Here is a 17,589-nt window from a genome sequence, read left to right as displayed (position 1 = left end):
GCGACAAGCTCCAAGCTGCAAGCTGCAAGAAAAAGCGCATCGCGTCGCATCCTCTTGCAGTTGCAGCCCCTTAAATTTCAGAGTTGCAAGCTATGCAAAAGGCAGCACTGGCTGCTTTTTCTTGTAGCTTGCAGCTTGCAGCTTCTCCGAAGGAGCCTTCATGAATATTCTGATTATCGGTAGCGGCGGTCGTGAACACGCCCTGGCCTGGAAAGTCGCTCAGGACCCACGGGTCGAAAAAGTCTTCGTTGCCCCGGGCAACGCTGGCACCGCCACTGAAGCCAAGTGCGAGAACGTCGACATCGACGTCAGCGCTTTGGAGCAACTGGCCGATTTCGCCGAAAAAAATGTCGCCCTGACCATCGTCGGCCCTGAGGGCCCGTTGGTTGCCGGTGTCGTCGACCTGTTCCGCAGCCGCGGCCTGGACTGCTTTGGTCCAACCAAGGGCGCGGCCCAGCTGGAAGGTTCCAAGGCCTTCACCAAGGACTTCCTGGCGCGCCACAAGATCCCGACTGCCGACTACCAGAACTTCACCGAGATCGAGCCGGCCCTGGCCTACCTGCGGGAAAAAGGCGCACCGATCGTGATCAAGGCCGACGGCCTGGCCGCCGGTAAAGGCGTGATCGTCGCCATGACCCTGGGCGAGGCCGAAGACGCCGTGCGCGACATGCTCGCCGGCAACGCCTTTGGTGACGCAGGTTCGCGCGTGGTGATCGAAGAGTTCCTCGACGGCGAGGAAGCCAGCTTCATCGTCATGGTCGACGGCCACAACGTGCTGCCAATGGCTACCAGCCAGGACCACAAGCGCGTCGGCGACGGCGACACCGGCCCCAACACCGGCGGCATGGGCGCCTACTCGCCAGCGCCAGTGGTCACCGCCGACGTGCACCAGCGCGTCATGGACCAGGTGATCTGGCCGACCGTGCGCGGCATGGCCGAGGAAGGCAACGTCTACACCGGCTTCCTCTATGCCGGCCTGATGATCGATAAAGCCGGTAACCCGAAAGTCATCGAGTTCAACTGCCGCTTCGGCGACCCGGAAACCCAGCCGGTCATGCTGCGCCTGGAGTCGAGCCTGGTGCTGCTGATCGAAGCCGCTTTCGCCAAGGCCCTGGACAAGGTCGAAGCGCAGTGGGATCCGCGTCCGAGCCTGGGCGTGGTGCTGGCTGCTGGCGGCTACCCTGGCGACTACAGCAAAGGCGCGGTCATCCACGGCCTGGACGCTGCAGCGCAGATTGAAGGCAAGGTGTTCCACGCCGGTACCGCGCTCAAGGACGGCCAGGTAGTTGCCACTGGCGGCCGCGTACTGTGCGCCACCGCCATGGGCAGCAGCGTCGAGTCGGCCCAGCAACAAGCCTACCGCCTGGCAGCCGAGATCAACTGGGATGGCAGCTTCTACCGCAAGGACATCGGCTACCGTGCCATTGCCCGCGAACGCGGTGAACACCAGGAGTAAACCGGTGCCTGGTGGCAGCGGCGCGACGAGCGCCCTGCCCCCGGCTCGTCGACAGGGCCCGCCATGGGCCTTGCCTTCGGCTTGGCGCGCCGCGCATAGTTACCATCCGGCATTTGGCTAAGAAAGGATTTCGTCTTGCGTTGGCTCAGGATTGCCATTGGTCTCACTGTCAGCTTGCTGACCCTGCTCTGCCTGTTCCCGGCCGTGGCCGAACAGGGCAGTGGTTGGGCGGTATTGCTTGACGACCAGGCCAGCCTGCAATTGAGCGATGTACGTTCCGAACGCTACCGCAACCAGTTCAGCCCCCTCGAACTCAACGAACTCAACGCTGCCACGCCCGACCAGGCGTTGTGGCTGCACTATCGGCTGGAACCTGGACAGCAGGAAAAACTGCTGCGGGTGTTCGCCCCCGACCTGTCACGGCTGGACCTCTACGCCCTGCAAGGCGACCGGCTGATCAAGCAGATCCACAACGGTCGCCAGAGCGACAGCGGCGACCCTTACCTGCGCAGCAGCGACCATGTCCTGGCCCTGCCCAACAGCACGCAACCGCTGGATGTGTACCTGCGCCTGGTGTCGGAACACCAGCTGCGTCCGGCCATCAGCCTCGAGCCTGCCGCCCAGGCCGCCGCCGACCAGCGCCAGCCGCTGTTCTTCGGCCTGTTGTTCGGCTGCCTGCTGATGCTGATGCTGCACAACCTGATCCGCTTCGCTTACTCACGCTCCAGTACCAGCCTGGCCCTGGCGGTCTACCACGCGCTGATGCTGCTCAGCGCACTGATTCTGCTCAACCTCAGCGGCCCCTGGTGGAGCCTCTGGCATTCGGCACAAACACCGGCGGCCTACCTTACTGCCCTGCTGGCATCGCTGGCCGGCCTGACCTTTACCCTGCGCTTCTTCACGCCTTGCGAGCAACCGCGCCTGAGCCGCCTGCTGCAGGGCGAGATGCTGCTGATCGCGCTGTGCGGCCTGTTGCTGTTGTTCGTCGATACCTTGCCGCTGAACCTGATGACCTATGCGCTGATGGCCGTCGGTAGCCTGAGCATGCTGCTGGTGGCCAGCTACCACTGGTACAAGGGGTATGCCCCGGCGCGGCTGTTCGCCCTGGCCATGCTGGCGTTCAACATCGGTTGCCTGGTGGTGTTGCCGGCCCTGCTCGGCCTGACCCGCACGCCGACCCAATGGCTGCTGTTCATTCTCCTCGGACTCACCAGTTTCAGCGGCCTGCTGCTCAACCTGGCCGTCAGCGAGCGCTTGCGGCGCATCAGCGAAGAGCGCTTCAGCGCCAGCCGCGAACTGGCCGCCAGCAACGCCGAGATCAACGCCAAGGCCGAGTTCCTGGCCAAGATCAGTCACGAGATCCGCACGCCCATGAACGGCGTGCTGGGCATGACCGAGCTGCTGCTCGGCACCCCGCTGTCGGTCAAGCAACGCGACTACGTGCAGACCATCCACAGCGCCGGCAACGAGCTGCTGACCCTGATCAACGAGATTCTCGACATCTCCAAGCTCGAATCCGGGCAGATCGAGCTGGATGACGTGCAGTTCGACCTCAATGCCCTGATCGAGGATTGCCTGAGTATCTTCCGGGCCAAGGCCGAGCAGCAAAACATCGAACTGATCAGCTTCACCCAGCCGCAGGTACCGCGGGTCATCAGTGGCGACCCGACGCGTCTGCGCCAGGCCTTGCTGAGCCTTTTGGAAAACGCCCTGAAGAAAACCGACCAGGGCGAGATCCTGCTGGTGGTCGCCCTCGACCAGCGCGGCGACAGCCCGCGCCTGCGCATTGCCGTGCAGGACAGCGGCGAACCGATCCCGCCGGGCGAGCGCGAAGCGCTGCTGCAGGCAGAGCTGCACAGCAAGCACTTCCTCTCCAGCAACAAGCTCGGCGGCCACCTGGGGCTGGTGATCGCCAAGCAACTGATCACTCTGATGCAGGGCGAGTTCGGCATCAAGACCAGCCACAACATGGGCAACACCCTGTGGATGACCCTGCCGCTCGACCCGCACCGCCTCGAACAGCCACCCACCGACCTCGACGGCCCGCTGCGCGGCGCCCGGGTGCTGGTGGTGGACGACAACGACACCTGCCGCAAGGTCCTGGTCCAGCAGTGCAGCGCCTGGGGCATGAACGTCAGCGCCGTGCCGTCGGGCAAGGAAGCCCTGGCCCTGTTGCGCACCAAGGCGCACCTGCGCGATTACTTCGATGCGGTGCTGCTCGATCAGAACATGCCGGGCATGACCGGCATGCAACTGGCGGCGAAGATCAAGGAAGACCCGAGCCTGAACCACGACATCCTGCTGGTGATGCTCACCGGTATCAGTAACGCGCCAAGCAAGGTCATCGCCCGCAATGCCGGGGTCAAGCGCATCCTTGCCAAGCCGGTGGCCGGCTACACCCTCAAGACCACCCTGGCCGAAGAGCTGTCCCAGCGCAGCAAGGGCCAGCCGAGTATCCCGGTGCAGACCGGGCTGTCGGCGCCACTGAACCTGCCCAGCGATTTCCGCATCCTGGTGGCCGAGGACAACAACATATCGACCAAGGTGATCCGTGGCATGCTCGGCAAGCTGAGCCTGGAGCCGGACACCGCCAGCAATGGCGAGGAAGCCCTGCAGGCGATGAAGGCCAACCATTACGACCTGGTGTTGATGGACTGCGAAATGCCAGTGCTCGATGGCTTCTCGGCCACCCAGCAACTGCGCATCTGGGAAGTCAGCAACCAGCGCCGGCGCACACCGGTGGTGGCCCTGACCGCGCACATCCTCGCCGAGCACAAGGAACGCGCACGCCTGGCCGGCATGGACGGGCATATGTCCAAGCCGGTGGAACTGTCGCAGTTGCGCGAGCTGATCGAGCATTGGGTGGCGCATCGCGAAGCCGAATCAAGTCAGATTCCAACCCCGTAATTCGCATACACTTGCTCCACATCACCCTTGCCGCGAGCCTCGACCATGCTCCATGAGTTGTTCAGCGTCTACCTGAAAATGCTCGTGCTCTACAGCCCGTTCTTCGTGCTCTCGTGCTTTATCAGCCTGACCCGCGGCTACTCCAGCAAGGAGCGCAAGCAACTGGCCTGGCGCGTGGCAATCGCCGTGCTGATCGCCAGCGTATTGCTATACCTGTTCGGCAGGGTGATCTTCGGCATATTCGGCATCACCGTGGATGCATTTCGCATCGGTGCCGGCAGCGTGCTGTTCATTTCCGCGCTGGGCATGGCCCAGGGCAAGTCGGCGGTGCAGACCGACAACGTGCAGCAGGATGTAACCATCGTGCCGCTGACCATCCCCCTGACCGTCGGCCCTGGCACCATCGGTGCACTGCTGGTAATGGGGATTGGCCAGCCGCACTGGGACGACAAGCTGCTGGCCATCATCAGTATTGCCATGGCCAGCTTCACCGTCGGCCTGGTGTTGTACCTGTCGAACCGTATCGAGCGGATTCTCGGCGACCAGGGGTTGCAGATTGTCAGCCGCTTGATGGGTTTGTTTGTCTGCGCCCTGGCGGCGCAGATCATCTTTACCGGGATCAAGGGTTACCTGGTGCCCTAGAACTCAAGATCAAGGATTTCGCGCCAGGCAATAGCTTGCAGGCTGCGCTCTACCCTGCTTCTGAACTGCTGATCAAACAGACGGGTGTTAAAGCGCACCAGCTCGGCCCTGACCTGCTGGTGCCGGCGTTTACGAAACAGAAAGCCGGCGGTGATTTGCGACTGCTCAAGCTCTTCGTAATACAGCACCATATCCACCGAGCCATTTTGGCCCGGCGCACACGGCAACAACTGAAACACGCCCTGCTCACGCGTACGCCGCTCAAACTGTACCAAGGCCCTGGCGTCCTGCTTGAGCCCCCGCATGGCCAATTCCGTCGAACTTGCATACTGGCTGCCGGCGACGGCCGAGATAGCCTTTAGCGCGCTATCGACAACATCCGAGCGCTCGTTGCCCGGCCAATGGACCTCGCTAGGCGGCACCGCGTCCCAGCCGTAGAACTTCAGTTTGTTCTTGTAATAGCTGAACCAGTCCTGAACCTGGCCCTGCTCGTGGACAAAGCGCGTTTCCTGCTCGGCCTGCAGTATTGCCAGCTGTACCGAGCTGCGCTGCCCCGGCGACAGGCCGGGCATGAACGACATCAGGCTTGCGCCCACTACGGCTACCTGTTGTTCACTCATGGATGCCTCCTGGCAGATTCCTGGTCAACGAAGGATGCTCTTGTTGCTTACGCTCGATCAACGCTCGCAACTGAACACGCTGCGGCTCGTACTGCTGACCATCCAGATGCGCCACCAGCCCTTTGACCAACACCTCACCCTGAAACCCCTTGGCAAGCAACGGCCCCTCGATACTGACCTGCTCTACCGGCTCCGACGCATGCAAGGCGATGCTGCACAGGCTGATGACAGGCCCCGGATGAACCAGGCCAATCTCAAGGGCAATACGCGTGCCACACTCGCGACCTTCGAAAGTGAAGCCGCGAAACTCATCCAGGCTGCTCTGCGTGCCTTTGAGCGTGCCCAAAGCCGCTTCAATGATGCCGTCCGCGGTCTCGTACTGGCTGTCCAGCCACAGGCGCAACGGCTGAATGGGCGCCAGCAACGAGCCGGCGCTTGCAGACTGCGTATCGTGGTAGAACTGGGTGATGATCCACCCCCGCGCCGAAAGTTCCTTTCGGTAACTTCCAAACCAGGCTTGATAGTGCTCGAAGCGCGACCCGGCCAGCTTGTTGGCCCGCAACTGCGAATACAGCAGCGAGTCGAGCACCGCCTGGCGCTGGGCAGGCGCCACTTGCGGGGCAATCAACAGCAAGGTTCCGCCAGCCGTGCATACCGAATAGTCATCCGTTTCCATGATCTTTGCTCCTGCAAAGGCAGGATGGCCCGCCTGACGAGCCATCCCGAACAATCAGATCTCGTAGTCCAGTACGTTATTGATGCTGCGCTCGCCGAGTTTCTCTTCAATGGTGGCGCGTACGCGCTCATACACTGACTTGTTGAACGACAGCGCCGCAGCGCCGGTGTAGAACTCTGCGGAACTGCTGGTCCATTCCAGAACGAAGACATCCAGGTCCTTGGCAGACGTGTCCGAATGTAGGCAGCTCATGGCCAGGACCACTTCACCCTCAGAGGTTTCGATACAGGAGGCCAGACTGATGGTGGCGGTTTTTTTGTTTTTGACGTTGCGATCAAACAGCTTCTGCGCCTGCTCGACCTGCCCCAGCTTCGCCAGCGCATCGCCAGTCAGCTTGTTAAGCGCCACACCGACGGGGCCGCCCATCACCGCAGTGCCCATCGCGCCCAGCGCCTTGGAGGCGACGGCACCGACAGTCAACGTCTTGGAGGAAGTAAATTCGCGCTCATAGCTACGACGTGCGGTGACCCAGCCGCAGTCCTGCAGAACTTTAAGAAACTGCTTGAACCAGGCTTCACCCTGGCCTTCCTGGTCATACAGCTTACTGGCCACCAGCGATGCGAACTGGTAAGAGTTTTTCACGTCGGTGCGGCTTTGCACGGACATGCCGGCACCAAACGCCATCAGCGATTGTTCCAGAACTGCAGCGGTATTGGTGCTCAGAATTTCGGTGGTGTCGTTCATCTCGAATAGTCCTTTTCATGAAGCCCCGGTCGCCATCGACGGGGGGCTTCACGCTATTCGAGACGGCCGCTTCAATCAGGATCGAAAGCCTTCCACGGCAGCGTCAATGCTGCGGTGGATACCAACGCGGGGTATAGACCCACTGACCACCGTCTGCGCGGGCAAACTCGCAGGTCGTCGAGGATCCGACCAGCACCATGGTGCGCATATCGACCATGTCCGTTTGCAGCTCACCGAGACTGACCACCCTCAGTGTCTGACCCGGCCTACCGATGTCGCGGCCGAGGACTACAGGAGTCAGCTCGGCTCGATGCTGGCGGACAATTTCCAGGGCCCGCCCGAGCTGCCACGGCCGCGAGCGCGAGATCGGGTTGTAGAAGGCCAGCGCCAGGTCGGCCTGGCAGGCCAGGTCCAGGCGCTTCTCGATGATCGACCAGGGCTTGAGGTTGTCCGACAGCGACAGCACGCAGAAGTCGTGGCCCAAGGGAGCGCCGGCCTGCGCTGCAGTTGCCAGGGAAGCGGAAACGCCGGGCAGCATTTCCAGCTCCACTGCGTGCCAATCCGGATCGTTCGACTCGTGCAGCGCTTCGAGCACCGCCGCGGCCATGGCGAACACACCAGGGTCGCCCGAAGACACCACCACTACCGAACGCCCTTGCGCCGCCAGCTCGAAGGCATGCCGGGCACGCTGCATCTCTTCGCGGTTGTCGGTGCAATGTAGCACCTGATCGGCACGGAACGGCCCGGCCATGCGCACATAGGTTTCATAGCCGAGTACGTCGTTGGCTCGCGCCAGCTCCGCCTTGACCGCCGGCACCATCAGGTCGGCAGCGCCAGGCCCGAGGCCGATCACCGCCAGGCGCCCGCGGGCGCGGCCGATCTGCTGCGGGTCGATCGGCTGGTTCGAGACCACGATGGCCAGGCCATCGCTCACCGACTGCGGTGGCAGCAATTGCGGCAGTGCCTGAGCAGCCAGGGCGCTGGCATCACCAGCGCCTGGGGCAAAGCGCAGGGCCACACCCAGCTCGGCAGCAGCCGCGTGCAGGGCCGGGTTGGCCATGTGCGGCTCTGCGGCCAGCAGGCAAGCCAGCGCCGGCTCGGCAATCCGTGCTGCCTGCAGAGCAGTGCGAATGGCCTGGGCCAACTCCGGCAGCACCTCGCTGACTGCCACCAGCACACAGCGCGGGTAGATCACCAGCTCATTGGCCGAGGCTGCACGGGCATCACAACCAACATGAATCGCCAGTTGCGCCTGCTCGCTTTGCGGCAGCTGCGCCTGTTCAAGCCAAGGCGCAGCGCCGTCGATACGCACGCTTTCGCCGGCCAGCAGGTCGGAGACGAAACGCTTGCCCAGCTCAAGGTCGGCCAGGGCATAACCGCTGGGCGGGTTGAGCAGGCAGGTACCGAAACGCAGCTCGCCACTGGTGGTGATCGCCGCCGCCACGCCCAGGCCGACGCCGATTTCCCGGGCCATGAGATTGACCCCGCCGAGCCCGCCGAGCAGCGGCACCACGGCGCTGCCATCCTCGGCCACCGCCAGCACCGGCGGCTCGGCGCCCTTCTCCAGCAACAGGCCGGCCAGGGTGCGAATGACGATACCGGCAGCGCACAGGGCGATGATCGGCGTGTCTTGCTGATAGAGCTGGCGCACGGTGGCGCCGAATTCCTGGTAACTGCGGTCGGCGCCTTCGACCCGGCCCTCAAGGCCATGGATCAATGCGTCCGGGTACAGCTGCTGGATCTTGCGGGCAGTGGCCAGGCTGCCGTTGCCAAGGATGACAATGGCCGGGGCTTTACGGGTCATCAACCTTGCCACCTTTCACCGGGCACGATGATCAGCGAGAAGTACGGTGAGGACTGCGGGTCGACCTGGTCCAGGGCGACGATCTTCTGATTGGCCATGGTTGCCCGCTCCACATACAGGGCACGCTCGGCCAGGCCGAGCTCGGCCAGCACATCGCGAACCTTGGGGAAGTTGCGCCCGAGCTTCATGATCACCGCGGCATCGGCATCGGCCAGACGGCGCTTGAGTTCGTCGTGGGGCAGCACGCCGGAGAGCACCGACAGGCTCTGGTTGCGATACACCAGCGGCGCACCGAGCACCGAGGCGCCGCCGAGCATCGAGCAGACGCCCGGGATCACCTGGGCTTCGTAGCGCTCGGCGAGGCGGTCATGCAGGTACATGTAGGAGCCGTAGAAGAACGGATCGCCTTCGCAGATCACCGCCACATCGCGGCCGGCATCCAGGTGCGCGGCAACCTCGAGGCTGGCGGCATCGTAGAAGTCACTGATGACCTGTTCATAAGACAACGGCGCCGGCAGCACTTCGGTGGTCACCGGGTATACCAGCGCCAGCAAGGTCTGGGCCTCCTGCAGATGGCTTTCGATGATGCCGAAGGCGTTGCCGCGCTTGCCCTTGGCGACAAAGTAGGCCACCACCGGCGATTCGCGCAGCAAACGCAACGCCTTGACGGTGATCAGTTCCGGATCGCCCGGACCGACGCCCAGGCCCAGCAAACGTCCACGAGCCTGCATCATTCGACCTCCGTGGCCAGGGCATTGACCGCCGCGGCGGCCATGGCGCTGCCGCCCAGGCGCCCTTGCATGATCACGAACGGCACGCCGCGGCTGTCGGCAGCGAGCATCGCCTTGGACTCGGCGGCGCCAACAAAGCCCACCGGGAAGCCGAGAATCAACGCCGGTTTAGGCGCGCCAGCGTCGAGCATTTCCAGCAGGTAGAACAGCGCGGTCGGCGCGTTGCCGATAACTACCACGCTACCTTCCAGGTGCGGCCGCCACAGCTCCAGGGCCACCGCCGAGCGGGTGTTGCCCAATTCTCGGGCAAGTTCCGGCACCTGCTCGTCGCGCAGGGTGCAGATCACCGGGTTGTTGGCTGGCAGGCGTGCACGGGTAATACCCTCGGACACCATCCGCGCATCGCAGAGGATCGGCGCGCCGGCGGCCAGGGCATCACGCCCGGCCTTGCCGGCACCCGTGGAGAACTGCAGGCCATCGATTGCATCGACCATGCCGCAGGCGTGAATCACGCGGACCGCAAGCTTTTCCAGATCGGCCGGGATGCGATCGAGCCGGGCTTCCTCTCGAATGATCGCGAAGGAATTGCGATAGATCTCCTGACCATCGCGGATGTAATCAATCATCAAGGGTGCTCCGTGAGCAGGCGTCTAGCAGTGCGCCGGCTTCTTTTAGTGTGAGGTTGCGTGCGCGCAGGCGGCCGAAGCCAGGCTCGGTTGCGTCACGCAGGTACAAGTCGTAGTGGCCGGGGCTTTGCGCCAGCAAGGTGGCGGGCGCCACGTGGGCCATGGCGCACGAGCGCAGGCAGCCGCTCAAGTGCACGCTGGCCGGTGCTCCGGGCGCCAGCATGGTGGCCAGCAGGCGCGCATCGCCCTTGGTTTCGGCCTGGCCTTTGGCGCAGCCGGCGCAACCGGTGCAGGCGACCAGGCGCGCCAGTCGATCATGGGTCGAGACCAGCAGCCCCAATCGGGCCAGGCCGTCGACCACCTGCCCGGCATGATGTTGGCCAATGTTGGGCAGCAGCACGCCCTGCCAAGGGGTCATGCGCAAGGTGCCGTCGCCCTGCTCCCGTGCCAGCCGGGCCGCAGCGCGCAGCATCGAAGGGTTCAGACGCCCCAGGGGCGCTGCCGAACCGACGGCGCTCAGGCCGTGTTGCAGCTGTGGATAAATCCCCAGATAGCCCGCCGTTACCGGCGAGCGACGCCACTGGCAAACCGCCGCATCCGCCCGCACCGGCAAAACCAGCCCGGCGATAAACGCCTCGGGCGTATGTTCGCTGAGCAACTGGCGCATCCGCGTCTGCTCTGGCCGGGCCAGATCGAGAAAGCGCTTGAGTACCGCCAGTACCAGTTCGTGCCCGCGCGTCAGGGGTACAGCACCCAACGGCGCATCCGCGCCCGGGCAACCGGCAAGGCCGAATGCCAGCCACAATTCGTCGTCAAGCTTCAGCGGGCTGAGCCACAGGTCATGGGGGTGCTCAAGCATCGCCAGGGCCTCGCCGCCATCCAGCTGCACGGCGAACTTGGCCGAGAGCTGATGAAAACGCGGGGTGGTTTCCAGCGACTGCAGCACCTGCTGCGCCAAAGGCCGGGTATCGAACAGCATCTGCCGATCAAGGCCGGCGACGGGGCTGAGCATCAGGTTGCGCACATCGTCGCCGGCGGCCTCGCGCGGGCCCAGGCCTGCGGCCAGCAGCCCTTCGATCAGCCCGGCGTGGTCGCCGCCGATGCCGCGAATCTGCAGGTTGCCACGGTTGGTGACTTCGATTTCACCACCGGCATAACGCTCGGCCGCAGCGGCCACGGCCTCGGCCTGAGCCGCCGTCAGCGCCCCGCCGGCCAGCTTGATCCGGCAGATGCCGCCGTCCAGCGCCTGGACGATGCGCCACAACCCCGGACAGGCCGAGGGACGCAGCGAAGCTTGGGGCTGGTGGGCCGATACAGGCTGGTTCAAAAGGTCACCCGGCAATCGTGAAAAGGCACGTCAGTGTAGAAGGCGCGGTATTATGCCTGCTTTGTCCGAAGGCATGAAAAGCCTGCCGGTCGGATTGCGTTGAATTGAGGAAATCCATGTCGCCCTGGCTGACAATAGTAGGTATCGGTGAAGACGGCTTCAGTGGCCTGGGCAAGCAGGCCCGGCGCGCGCTGCTGGGCGCTTCACGGGTGTTTGGCGGCCAGCGCCAGCTGGACCTGCTGCCGCACTGCATCAGCGGCGAACGCCTGCTGTGGCCCAGCCCGTTTTCCCTGGCGCCGGTACTGGCCCTGCGCGGCGAGCCGGTGTGCGTGCTGGCCAGCGGCGACCCGATGTTCTATGGCGTAGGCGCAAGCCTTGCGCGCCAGCTCGATGTCAGCGAAATGAACGTATTGCCGATGCCCTCTTCCTGCGCCCTGGCCGCCGCCCGCCTGGGTTGGCCACTGCAGGAGGTGCTGACGCTCTCGCTGGTGGCGCGGCCGATCGCTGCGCTCAACGCCCACCTGTACAGCGGCGTGCGCCTGCTGGTGCTGAGCAACGATGGCAGCAGCCCGGCCGCGATCGCCGCCCTGCTGCGCGAACGCGGTTTCGCGCTGAGCCGCCTGCAGGTCTTCGAGCACCTGGGTGGCAGCGCCGAGCGGCGCCTCGAGGGCACTGCCGCGCACTGGCCGCACCCGCAAGTTGCCGACTTGAACCTGGTCGCCATCGAATGCCTGGCCACGCCCGATGCACCGCGCCTGTCGCCGCTTGCCGGTCTGCCAGACAGCGCCTTCAGGCACGACGGCCAGCTGACCAAGCGCGATGTGCGCGCCATCACCCTGGCGCGCCTGGCCCCGCAGCCGGGCGAACTGCTCTGGGATGTCGGCGCCGGCAGCGGCTCGATCGGTATCGAGTGGATGCGCGCCCACCCCAGTTGCCGGGCGTTGGCGATCGAGTCCGACGAGGGCCGCCAGCAACTGATCGAACACAACCGCGATGCCCTCGGCGTGCCTGGCCTGCAGTTGATCCGGGGTCGTGCGCCGATGGCCCTGCAGGGCCTGGAACGCCCGGATGCGATCTTCATCGGTGGCGGCGTGACCCGCGAAGGCGTGCTGCAACACTGCTGGCAGCAACTGCGCCCGGGTGGCCGCCTGGTGGCCAATGCCGTGACCCTGCAAAGTGAACTGGCGCTGGTCAACTGGCGCGAGCAGCATGGCGGCGAGATGACCCGCATCCATATCGCCCAGGCCCAACCCCTGGGCGAGTTCGACACCTGGCGCCAGGCCCTGCCGATCACCCTGCTAGACGCGGTCAAGCCTGCCGATGCGTGACGAAACCCACGAACAACCCGCGCCACTGCGCAGCGGCCTGACCACTGGCAGTTGCGCCACCGCCACTAGCCTGGCGGCGGCGCGGCTGCTGCTGGGCGGCCAGAGCAACGATGCGGTGCAGATCACCTTGCCCAAGGGCAAGGTGGTGCAGATGCGCCTGGAGTTTTGTCGCCTGCACGAGGACGGCGCCGAAGCCGGCACCCTCAAGGATGCCGGCGATGACCCGGACGTGACCCACGGCGCCCTGCTCTACAGCCGCGTGCGCCTGCAGGCCGAACCCGGTGTGCGCTTTGTTGCCGGCCACGGCGTCGGCACGGTGACCCGCCCAGGCCTGGTGCTCGGCGTGGGTGAACCGGCGATCAACCCGGTACCACGCAGGATGATGACCGAGCACCTGCTGCGCCTGGCGGCCGAATTCGCCTATAGCGGCGGCTTCGAGGTCACGGTAAACGTGCAGGACGGTGAGAGCCTGGCGCTGAAGACCATGAACCCGCGTCTGGGCATTCTTGGCGGCCTGTCGATCCTCGGCACCAGCGGCATTGTCCGGCCGTTCTCCTGCTCGGCCTATATCGCCTCGATCCACCAGGGCATCGACGTGGCCAAGACCAACGGCTACCAGCACATCGCCGCCTGCACCGGCAATGCCAGCGAAGACACCATGCGCCGGGTCTACAACCTGCCAGAAATCGCCCTGATCGAAATGGGCGACTTTGTCGGCGCGGTGCTCAAGCACCTGCGCAAGGTGCCTGTGGATAAACTCAGCCTGTGCGGCGGCTTCGGCAAGATCAGCAAGCTGGCCGCCGGGCACATGGACCTGCACAGCCGCCATTCGAGCATCGACCTGCCGCAACTGGCCGACTGGGCTGCAGCCATCGGTGCCGACCCGGCGTTGCAAGACGCTATTCGCCAGGCCAACACCAGCCAGCAGGCCCTGGCCCTCGCCAGTGCCGCCGGCATTGCCCTGGGTGATGCGGTCTGCGCCCACGCCCTGGCCTTTGCCCGCAGCGTGGTGCCGGCGCAGGTGCAGGTGGAAGTGTTCGCCATTGATCGTCAGGGCGGCATCGTTGGCCATGCGGGGGGCTTTGCATGACGCGCATCCTGTTGCTCGGCGGCGTCACCGAGGCGCTGGCCATTGCCCGCACCCTGGGCCCACAGCACGTCTACAGCCTGGCCGGGATCGGCCGGGTGCCTACTGACCTGGACTGTCAGGTACGGGTCGGCGGGTTTGGCGGCGCCGAGGGCCTGGCCGCTTACCTGCGCGCAGAACGCATCGACCTGCTGATCGACGCCACCCACCCCTATGCCGCCCGCATCAGCGCCAACGCCGCCCACGCCGCGCAACTCACCGGTGTGCCGTGCTGGGCGTTGCGCCGCCCGGCCTGGCAAGCCCAGGCCGGCGATGACTGGCGCGAGGTGAGCGACTGGGCCGAACTGATCGACGCCCTGCGCCCGTTCCAGCGCCCGCTGTTCACCCTTGGCCGTGAGCCGTTGCAGCATCTGCACGAAATTCCCGCCCATCAATTCTGGACCTTGCGCGCCCTCGAAGCCTGCCCCGGCAATGCACGCTGCGAAGTGATCGGCGCCCGCGGGCCATTCCACCTGGAAGACGAACGAGCGCTGTTCGAGCGTCGGCAGATCGATGTGCTGATCAGCAAGAACAGCGGCAGCGGAGCGACCGAGCCTAAACTTGAAATCGCCAGGCAACGGCGAGTGCCGGTGTTAATCCTCAAGCGACCAATGCTGCCGGAAGTTGACAGGGAGTTCTTCAGCCCATCAGAGATGCTGGCTGAACTGCCGAGATAGATTTGCTTGCATCAAGACCTGAGGGTCATAGCCATACAAAAAAGCTTTTAGGAAGTTTCTTACTGGCTTGATTTGCCCCAACTTTACCCCACTGCCTTACACTAAGCCCCTCCTCCCCCCGGAAGACTTCACCCATATGGAAATGCAATGGTGGATCTGGCTGGTATTCGGTTTCGGCCTCGTAGTGCTCGAACTGGTCCTGCCAACCTTCTTCATCCTCTGGTTCGGCATTGGTGCCGTGCTGGTTTCGTTCATTGCCTTCCTGGCGCCGAGCCTGCAGCTCGATATGCAGGTGCTGCTGTGGGTGGTGTTCTCGTCGATCACCACGCTGCTGTGGTTCAAGGTGTTTCGCAGGAAGCAGCCGGACACCCGCTGGACTGCCGATAGCGTGATCGGCGAAGTCGGCCTGCTCACTGCCACGGTTTCCGAATTCCACAAGGGCCGCGTGCGCTTTCAAAAGCCGATTCTCGGCAATGAAGAATGGGTGTGCGTCGCCGATGCCGAGATCCCGGCCGGCGAGCGCGTGCGCCTCACTGCCATCGAAGGCAATACCGCCCGGGTTGCCCGGGCCTGATCAGTAAAAGGAAGCATTGACTCATGACCAGCCTTATCGTCGTCGGCACCATCGCCGCATTCGCCCTCATCACCCTGTTCAAGGGCGTGCGCATCGTGCCCCAGGGCGAGGAGTGGATCGTCGAGCGCCTGGGCCGCTACCACAGCACCCTCAAACCGGGCCTGAACCTGCTGATCCCGTACATGGACGTGGTCGCCTACCGCCTGCCGACCAAGGACATCATCCTCGACGTGCAGCAGCAGGAAATCATCACCCGCGACAACGCGGTGATCGTCGCCAACGCGCTGTGTTTCGCCAAGGTCGTCGACCCGCAAAAAGCCGCCTACGGCGTGCAGGACTTCAGCTTCGCGGTCACCAGCCTGACCATGACCTCGCTGCGTGCCATCGTTGGCGCCATGGACCTCGACGAAGCGCTGTCGAGCCGCGAGCAGATCAAGGCGCGCCTGCGCGAAGCGATGTCCGAGCAGACCGAAGACTGGGGCGTGACCGTGCGCTCGGTAGAGATCCAGGACATCAAGCCGTCGCAGAACATGCAGGCGGCCATGGAGCGCCAGGCCGCCGCCGAGCGTGAACGCAAAGCCGACGTCACCCGCGCCGAGGGCGCCAAGCAGGCCGCCATTCTCGAAGCCGAAGCGCGCCAGCAGGCGGCCAAGCTCGACGCCGAGGCGCAGATCAACCTCGCCGAAGCCTCGGCGCGTTCCATCACCCTGGTTCGGGACGCGGTCGGCACCGAAATCACCCCGGCCATGTACCTGCTAGGCGAGCGATACATCGGCGCCATGGAAAGCCTTGCCAGCAGCGACAACGCCAAGGTGGTGGTGCTGCCGGCCGACCTGCAGGAAACCGTGCGCGGCCTGATGGGCCGCAACAAACAGGCCTGATGCGAACCGGGAGTGCGGCACTTCACCGCACCCCCGGTAATTTTTCCTATACTGGGCGCTACAATAGCCACCTCTGATTCCTGACCGGATCTTTCCATGTCCCCATATCGGCCCGCCATCGCCTGGATTGCCTGCTTCGCAGTGCTGTTCAATCTGCTGGCCATGCCGTTGGCGTCCGCAGCCCCCAAGGGCCCGGCCGAACAACTGCTGTGGGGGGCCTTCTGTTCGAGTGTCGGGGCCAAGGCCAATCCGGCAATCATGGCCCTTGGCAAGATCGACCTCGGCCAGCAAGGCGATGACCATTCGAACATGCAGCACTGCTGGTGCTGCTCGGGCGCCGCGCCGTTGCTGGCGCTTCCCGGGCATGCGCCGCAATTGAGCAAACCGCTGGCCCTGTCGATCGGGCTCGAACCGCTGCTCACCGCCTATCAACCCACGCCACGCCAACAGTGGCCGGCCCTCAACCCCCGCGCCTCCCCTCTGGTCTGAGTTCACTACGCTACCTGTTGCGAACCTGAATCGACTGGAGAATCACCATGTTCAAGAACGCCCTGCTGCTGGCCGCGCTGATGCTGCCGGCGACCTTTGCCACTGCCCATGAATACACCGTCGGCGAGCTGCATATCGCTCACCCGTGGTCGCAGGAGTTGCCGCCGAACGCGCCCAACGTTGCCGCCTATTTTGTCGTGCATAACAACGGCAAGAGCGCCGACACCCTGACCGGCGTCGACAGCCCGATCAGCGACGATGCCCAGCTGCACGAGCATGTGCACAAAGATGGCCTGATGAAAATGCAGCAGGTAATGAGCGTCGAAGTGCCTGCAGGCGGCGAGCTGAAATTCGCCCCCGGCGCCTACCATGTGATGCTGATGCAGCCCAAGGACCGCAGCCTGCTGGCTGACGGCAAGCGCTTCCCGCTGACCCTGCATTTCAAGCACGCCGGTGACATCACCGTCGAGGTCGCGGTGCAGAAACAGGCACCCGACGAGGCAGCCGCTCACAATCACTGATCGCTGAAGGCTGCCCGGCGTGACTAGCGCCCGCAGCAGGTTCACCCGCCCCGCACGTCCTGGTTCCAGGACGCTTCGCGGCAGCTGGCTGAGCCTGTTTGCCATGTTGATGATCTTTATCGGCCCACTGGTTTCCCAGTCGATGCCGATGGATCACCGTGCCATGCCGCCAGGCATGAACATGAGCATGGCCATGGACAGCGCCGCCGATTGCCATGCCGACAACCATCACGGCGCCAGCCCGGCGCTGAAGGTGATCTGGGAGAAGTGCGGTTACTGCAGCCTGTTCTTCCATTGCCCGGCGCTGCCCCAGGCCCTGAGCCTGCTCAACACCGAAGCCGTACCCGCCAGCAACCGGCTGATCGTCTACCCGCGCCAGGGCCATGCCCGGCAGACGGTATTCCCCGGCGCCCGCAGCCGCGCGCCGCCACCCTTCATCGTCGTCTGAGTTCACTCCCTG

General features: G+C 64.4%; 18 protein-coding genes. 11 read left to right on the top strand and 7 right to left on the bottom strand.

Annotation, left to right across the window (positions count from 1 at the left end; genetic code table 11):
• The first annotated feature begins 160 nt into the window (after positions 1–160).
• The 3 genes from purD (at position 161) to UB48_RS11360 (ending at position 5,005) form a co-directional block, all read left to right on the top strand.
• The gene (purD, locus tag UB48_RS11370) at positions 161–1,456 is read left to right on the top strand and encodes a phosphoribosylamine--glycine ligase (RefSeq protein WP_045196997.1); all 1,296 of its coding nucleotides are present in this window, start codon (positions 161–163) and stop codon (positions 1,454–1,456) included.
• A 135-nt stretch (positions 1,457–1,591) separates the two neighbouring features.
• Positions 1,592–4,363: a hybrid sensor histidine kinase/response regulator gene (locus tag UB48_RS11365; RefSeq protein WP_045196995.1), complete on the top strand. Its 2,772-nt coding sequence runs from the start codon at positions 1,592–1,594 to the stop codon at positions 4,361–4,363.
• A gap of 45 nt (positions 4,364–4,408) precedes the next feature.
• Entirely contained in the window at positions 4,409–5,005 is a 597-nt protein-coding gene (locus tag UB48_RS11360) for a MarC family protein (protein WP_045196993.1), read from the top strand.
• On the opposite strand, the gene UB48_RS11355 is transcribed toward UB48_RS11360, so the two are convergent.
• The 7 genes from UB48_RS11355 to cobG form a co-directional block, all read right to left on the bottom strand.
• The gene (locus UB48_RS11355) at positions 5,002–5,625 is read right to left on the bottom strand and encodes a hypothetical protein (RefSeq protein ID WP_045196991.1); all 624 of its coding nucleotides are present in this window, start codon (positions 5,623–5,625) and stop codon (positions 5,002–5,004) included. The genes UB48_RS11360 and UB48_RS11355 overlap by 4 nt on opposite strands.
• On the bottom strand, positions 5,618–6,346 hold the full coding sequence (locus UB48_RS11350) for a hypothetical protein (RefSeq protein ID WP_156160191.1): 729 nt from the start codon (positions 6,344–6,346) through the stop codon (positions 5,618–5,620). The genes UB48_RS11355 and UB48_RS11350 overlap by 8 nt, the downstream gene beginning before the upstream one ends.
• Positions 6,347–6,355: 9 nt before the next feature.
• A complete protein-coding gene (locus UB48_RS11345) occupies positions 6,356–7,045 on the bottom strand; it encodes a hypothetical protein (RefSeq protein WP_045196987.1) in 690 nt (229 codons plus the stop codon).
• A gap of 103 nt (positions 7,046–7,148) precedes the next feature.
• On the bottom strand, positions 7,149–8,849 hold the full coding sequence (gene cobJ / locus UB48_RS11340; RefSeq protein ID WP_045196985.1) for a precorrin-3B C(17)-methyltransferase: 1,701 nt from the start codon (positions 8,847–8,849) through the stop codon (positions 7,149–7,151).
• Complete coding sequence (locus UB48_RS11335; RefSeq protein ID WP_045196983.1) at positions 8,849–9,580, bottom strand: precorrin-2 C(20)-methyltransferase; 732 nt, start codon at positions 9,578–9,580, stop codon at positions 8,849–8,851. Before UB48_RS11335 ends, cobJ begins: the two co-directional genes overlap by 1 nt.
• Positions 9,580–10,206, bottom strand: a complete 627-nt coding sequence (locus tag UB48_RS11330) for a precorrin-8X methylmutase (protein ID WP_045196981.1) — start codon at positions 10,204–10,206, stop codon at positions 9,580–9,582. Before UB48_RS11330 ends, UB48_RS11335 begins: the two co-directional genes overlap by 1 nt.
• A complete protein-coding gene (gene cobG, locus UB48_RS11325) occupies positions 10,199–11,533 on the bottom strand; it encodes a precorrin-3B synthase (protein WP_275559559.1) in 1,335 nt (444 codons plus the stop codon). Before cobG ends, UB48_RS11330 begins: the two co-directional genes overlap by 8 nt.
• 116 nt (positions 11,534–11,649) lie before the next feature.
• Between cobG and UB48_RS11320 the strand changes: the two genes are divergently transcribed.
• The 8 genes from UB48_RS11320 (at position 11,650) to UB48_RS11285 (ending at position 17,577) form a co-directional block, all read left to right on the top strand.
• Entirely contained in the window at positions 11,650–12,861 is a 1,212-nt protein-coding gene (locus UB48_RS11320; RefSeq protein WP_045196979.1) for a bifunctional cobalt-precorrin-7 (C(5))-methyltransferase/cobalt-precorrin-6B (C(15))-methyltransferase, read from the top strand.
• Positions 12,854–13,951: a cobalt-precorrin-5B (C(1))-methyltransferase gene (locus UB48_RS11315; RefSeq protein WP_045196977.1), complete on the top strand. Its 1,098-nt coding sequence runs from the start codon at positions 12,854–12,856 to the stop codon at positions 13,949–13,951. The genes UB48_RS11320 and UB48_RS11315 overlap by 8 nt, the downstream gene beginning before the upstream one ends.
• Complete coding sequence (locus UB48_RS11310; protein ID WP_045196976.1) at positions 13,948–14,664, top strand: cobalt-precorrin-6A reductase; 717 nt, start codon at positions 13,948–13,950, stop codon at positions 14,662–14,664. The genes UB48_RS11315 and UB48_RS11310 overlap by 4 nt, the downstream gene beginning before the upstream one ends.
• A 136-nt stretch (positions 14,665–14,800) precedes the next feature.
• On the top strand, positions 14,801–15,238 hold the full coding sequence (locus tag UB48_RS11305; RefSeq protein WP_045196974.1) for an NfeD family protein: 438 nt from the start codon (positions 14,801–14,803) through the stop codon (positions 15,236–15,238).
• A 23-nt stretch (positions 15,239–15,261) separates the two neighbouring features.
• On the top strand, positions 15,262–16,119 hold the full coding sequence (locus UB48_RS11300; protein ID WP_045196972.1) for an SPFH domain-containing protein: 858 nt from the start codon (positions 15,262–15,264) through the stop codon (positions 16,117–16,119).
• A 96-nt stretch (positions 16,120–16,215) separates the two neighbouring features.
• Complete coding sequence (locus UB48_RS11295; RefSeq protein ID WP_045196971.1) at positions 16,216–16,608, top strand: DUF2946 domain-containing protein; 393 nt, start codon at positions 16,216–16,218, stop codon at positions 16,606–16,608.
• Positions 16,609–16,655: 47 nt separating this feature from the next.
• Positions 16,656–17,129, top strand: a complete 474-nt coding sequence (locus UB48_RS11290; RefSeq protein ID WP_045196966.1) for a copper chaperone PCu(A)C — start codon at positions 16,656–16,658, stop codon at positions 17,127–17,129.
• 19 nt (positions 17,130–17,148) lie between these two features.
• Positions 17,149–17,577 (top strand): DUF2946 domain-containing protein, encoded by a 429-nt coding sequence (locus UB48_RS11285; protein ID WP_045196963.1) that lies wholly within the window; start codon positions 17,149–17,151, stop codon positions 17,575–17,577.
• The last annotated feature ends 12 nt before the right edge of the window (positions 17,578–17,589 follow it).

This window comes from Pseudomonas sp. 2(2015) (assembly GCF_000955865.1).
Classification (GTDB): domain Bacteria; phylum Pseudomonadota; class Gammaproteobacteria; order Pseudomonadales; family Pseudomonadaceae; genus Aquipseudomonas.
Note: the sequence above shows the minus strand (reverse complement) of the source record. Positions and strands in the feature narration are given on the sequence as shown.

Excerpts from the sequence above, each read along its gene's own strand:
- purD (WP_045196997.1), top strand. The coding sequence starts at position 161 with ATGAATATTCTGATTATCGGTAGCGGCGGTCGTGAACACGCCCTGGCC.
- UB48_RS11360 (WP_045196993.1), top strand. The coding sequence starts at position 4,409 with ATGCTCCATGAGTTGTTCAGCGTCTACCTGAAAATGCTCGTGCTCTAC.
- UB48_RS11355 (WP_045196991.1), bottom strand. The coding sequence starts at position 5,625 with ATGAGTGAACAACAGGTAGCCGTAGTGGGCGCAAGCCTGATGTCGTTC.
- UB48_RS11350 (WP_156160191.1), bottom strand. The coding sequence starts at position 6,346 with ATGGCTCGTCAGGCGGGCCATCCTGCCTTTGCAGGAGCAAAGATCATG.
- UB48_RS11345 (WP_045196987.1), bottom strand. The coding sequence starts at position 7,045 with ATGAACGACACCACCGAAATTCTGAGCACCAATACCGCTGCAGTTCTG.
- cobJ (WP_045196985.1), bottom strand. The coding sequence starts at position 8,849 with ATGACCCGTAAAGCCCCGGCCATTGTCATCCTTGGCAACGGCAGCCTG.
- UB48_RS11335 (WP_045196983.1), bottom strand. The coding sequence starts at position 9,580 with ATGCAGGCTCGTGGACGTTTGCTGGGCCTGGGCGTCGGTCCGGGCGAT.
- UB48_RS11330 (WP_045196981.1), bottom strand. The coding sequence starts at position 10,206 with ATGATTGATTACATCCGCGATGGTCAGGAGATCTATCGCAATTCCTTC.
- UB48_RS11320 (WP_045196979.1), top strand. The coding sequence starts at position 11,650 with ATGTCGCCCTGGCTGACAATAGTAGGTATCGGTGAAGACGGCTTCAGT.
- UB48_RS11315 (WP_045196977.1), top strand. The coding sequence starts at position 12,854 with ATGCGTGACGAAACCCACGAACAACCCGCGCCACTGCGCAGCGGCCTG.
- UB48_RS11310 (WP_045196976.1), top strand. The coding sequence starts at position 13,948 with ATGACGCGCATCCTGTTGCTCGGCGGCGTCACCGAGGCGCTGGCCATT.
- UB48_RS11305 (WP_045196974.1), top strand. The coding sequence starts at position 14,801 with ATGGAAATGCAATGGTGGATCTGGCTGGTATTCGGTTTCGGCCTCGTA.
- UB48_RS11300 (WP_045196972.1), top strand. The coding sequence starts at position 15,262 with ATGACCAGCCTTATCGTCGTCGGCACCATCGCCGCATTCGCCCTCATC.
- UB48_RS11295 (WP_045196971.1), top strand. The coding sequence starts at position 16,216 with ATGTCCCCATATCGGCCCGCCATCGCCTGGATTGCCTGCTTCGCAGTG.
- UB48_RS11290 (WP_045196966.1), top strand. The coding sequence starts at position 16,656 with ATGTTCAAGAACGCCCTGCTGCTGGCCGCGCTGATGCTGCCGGCGACC.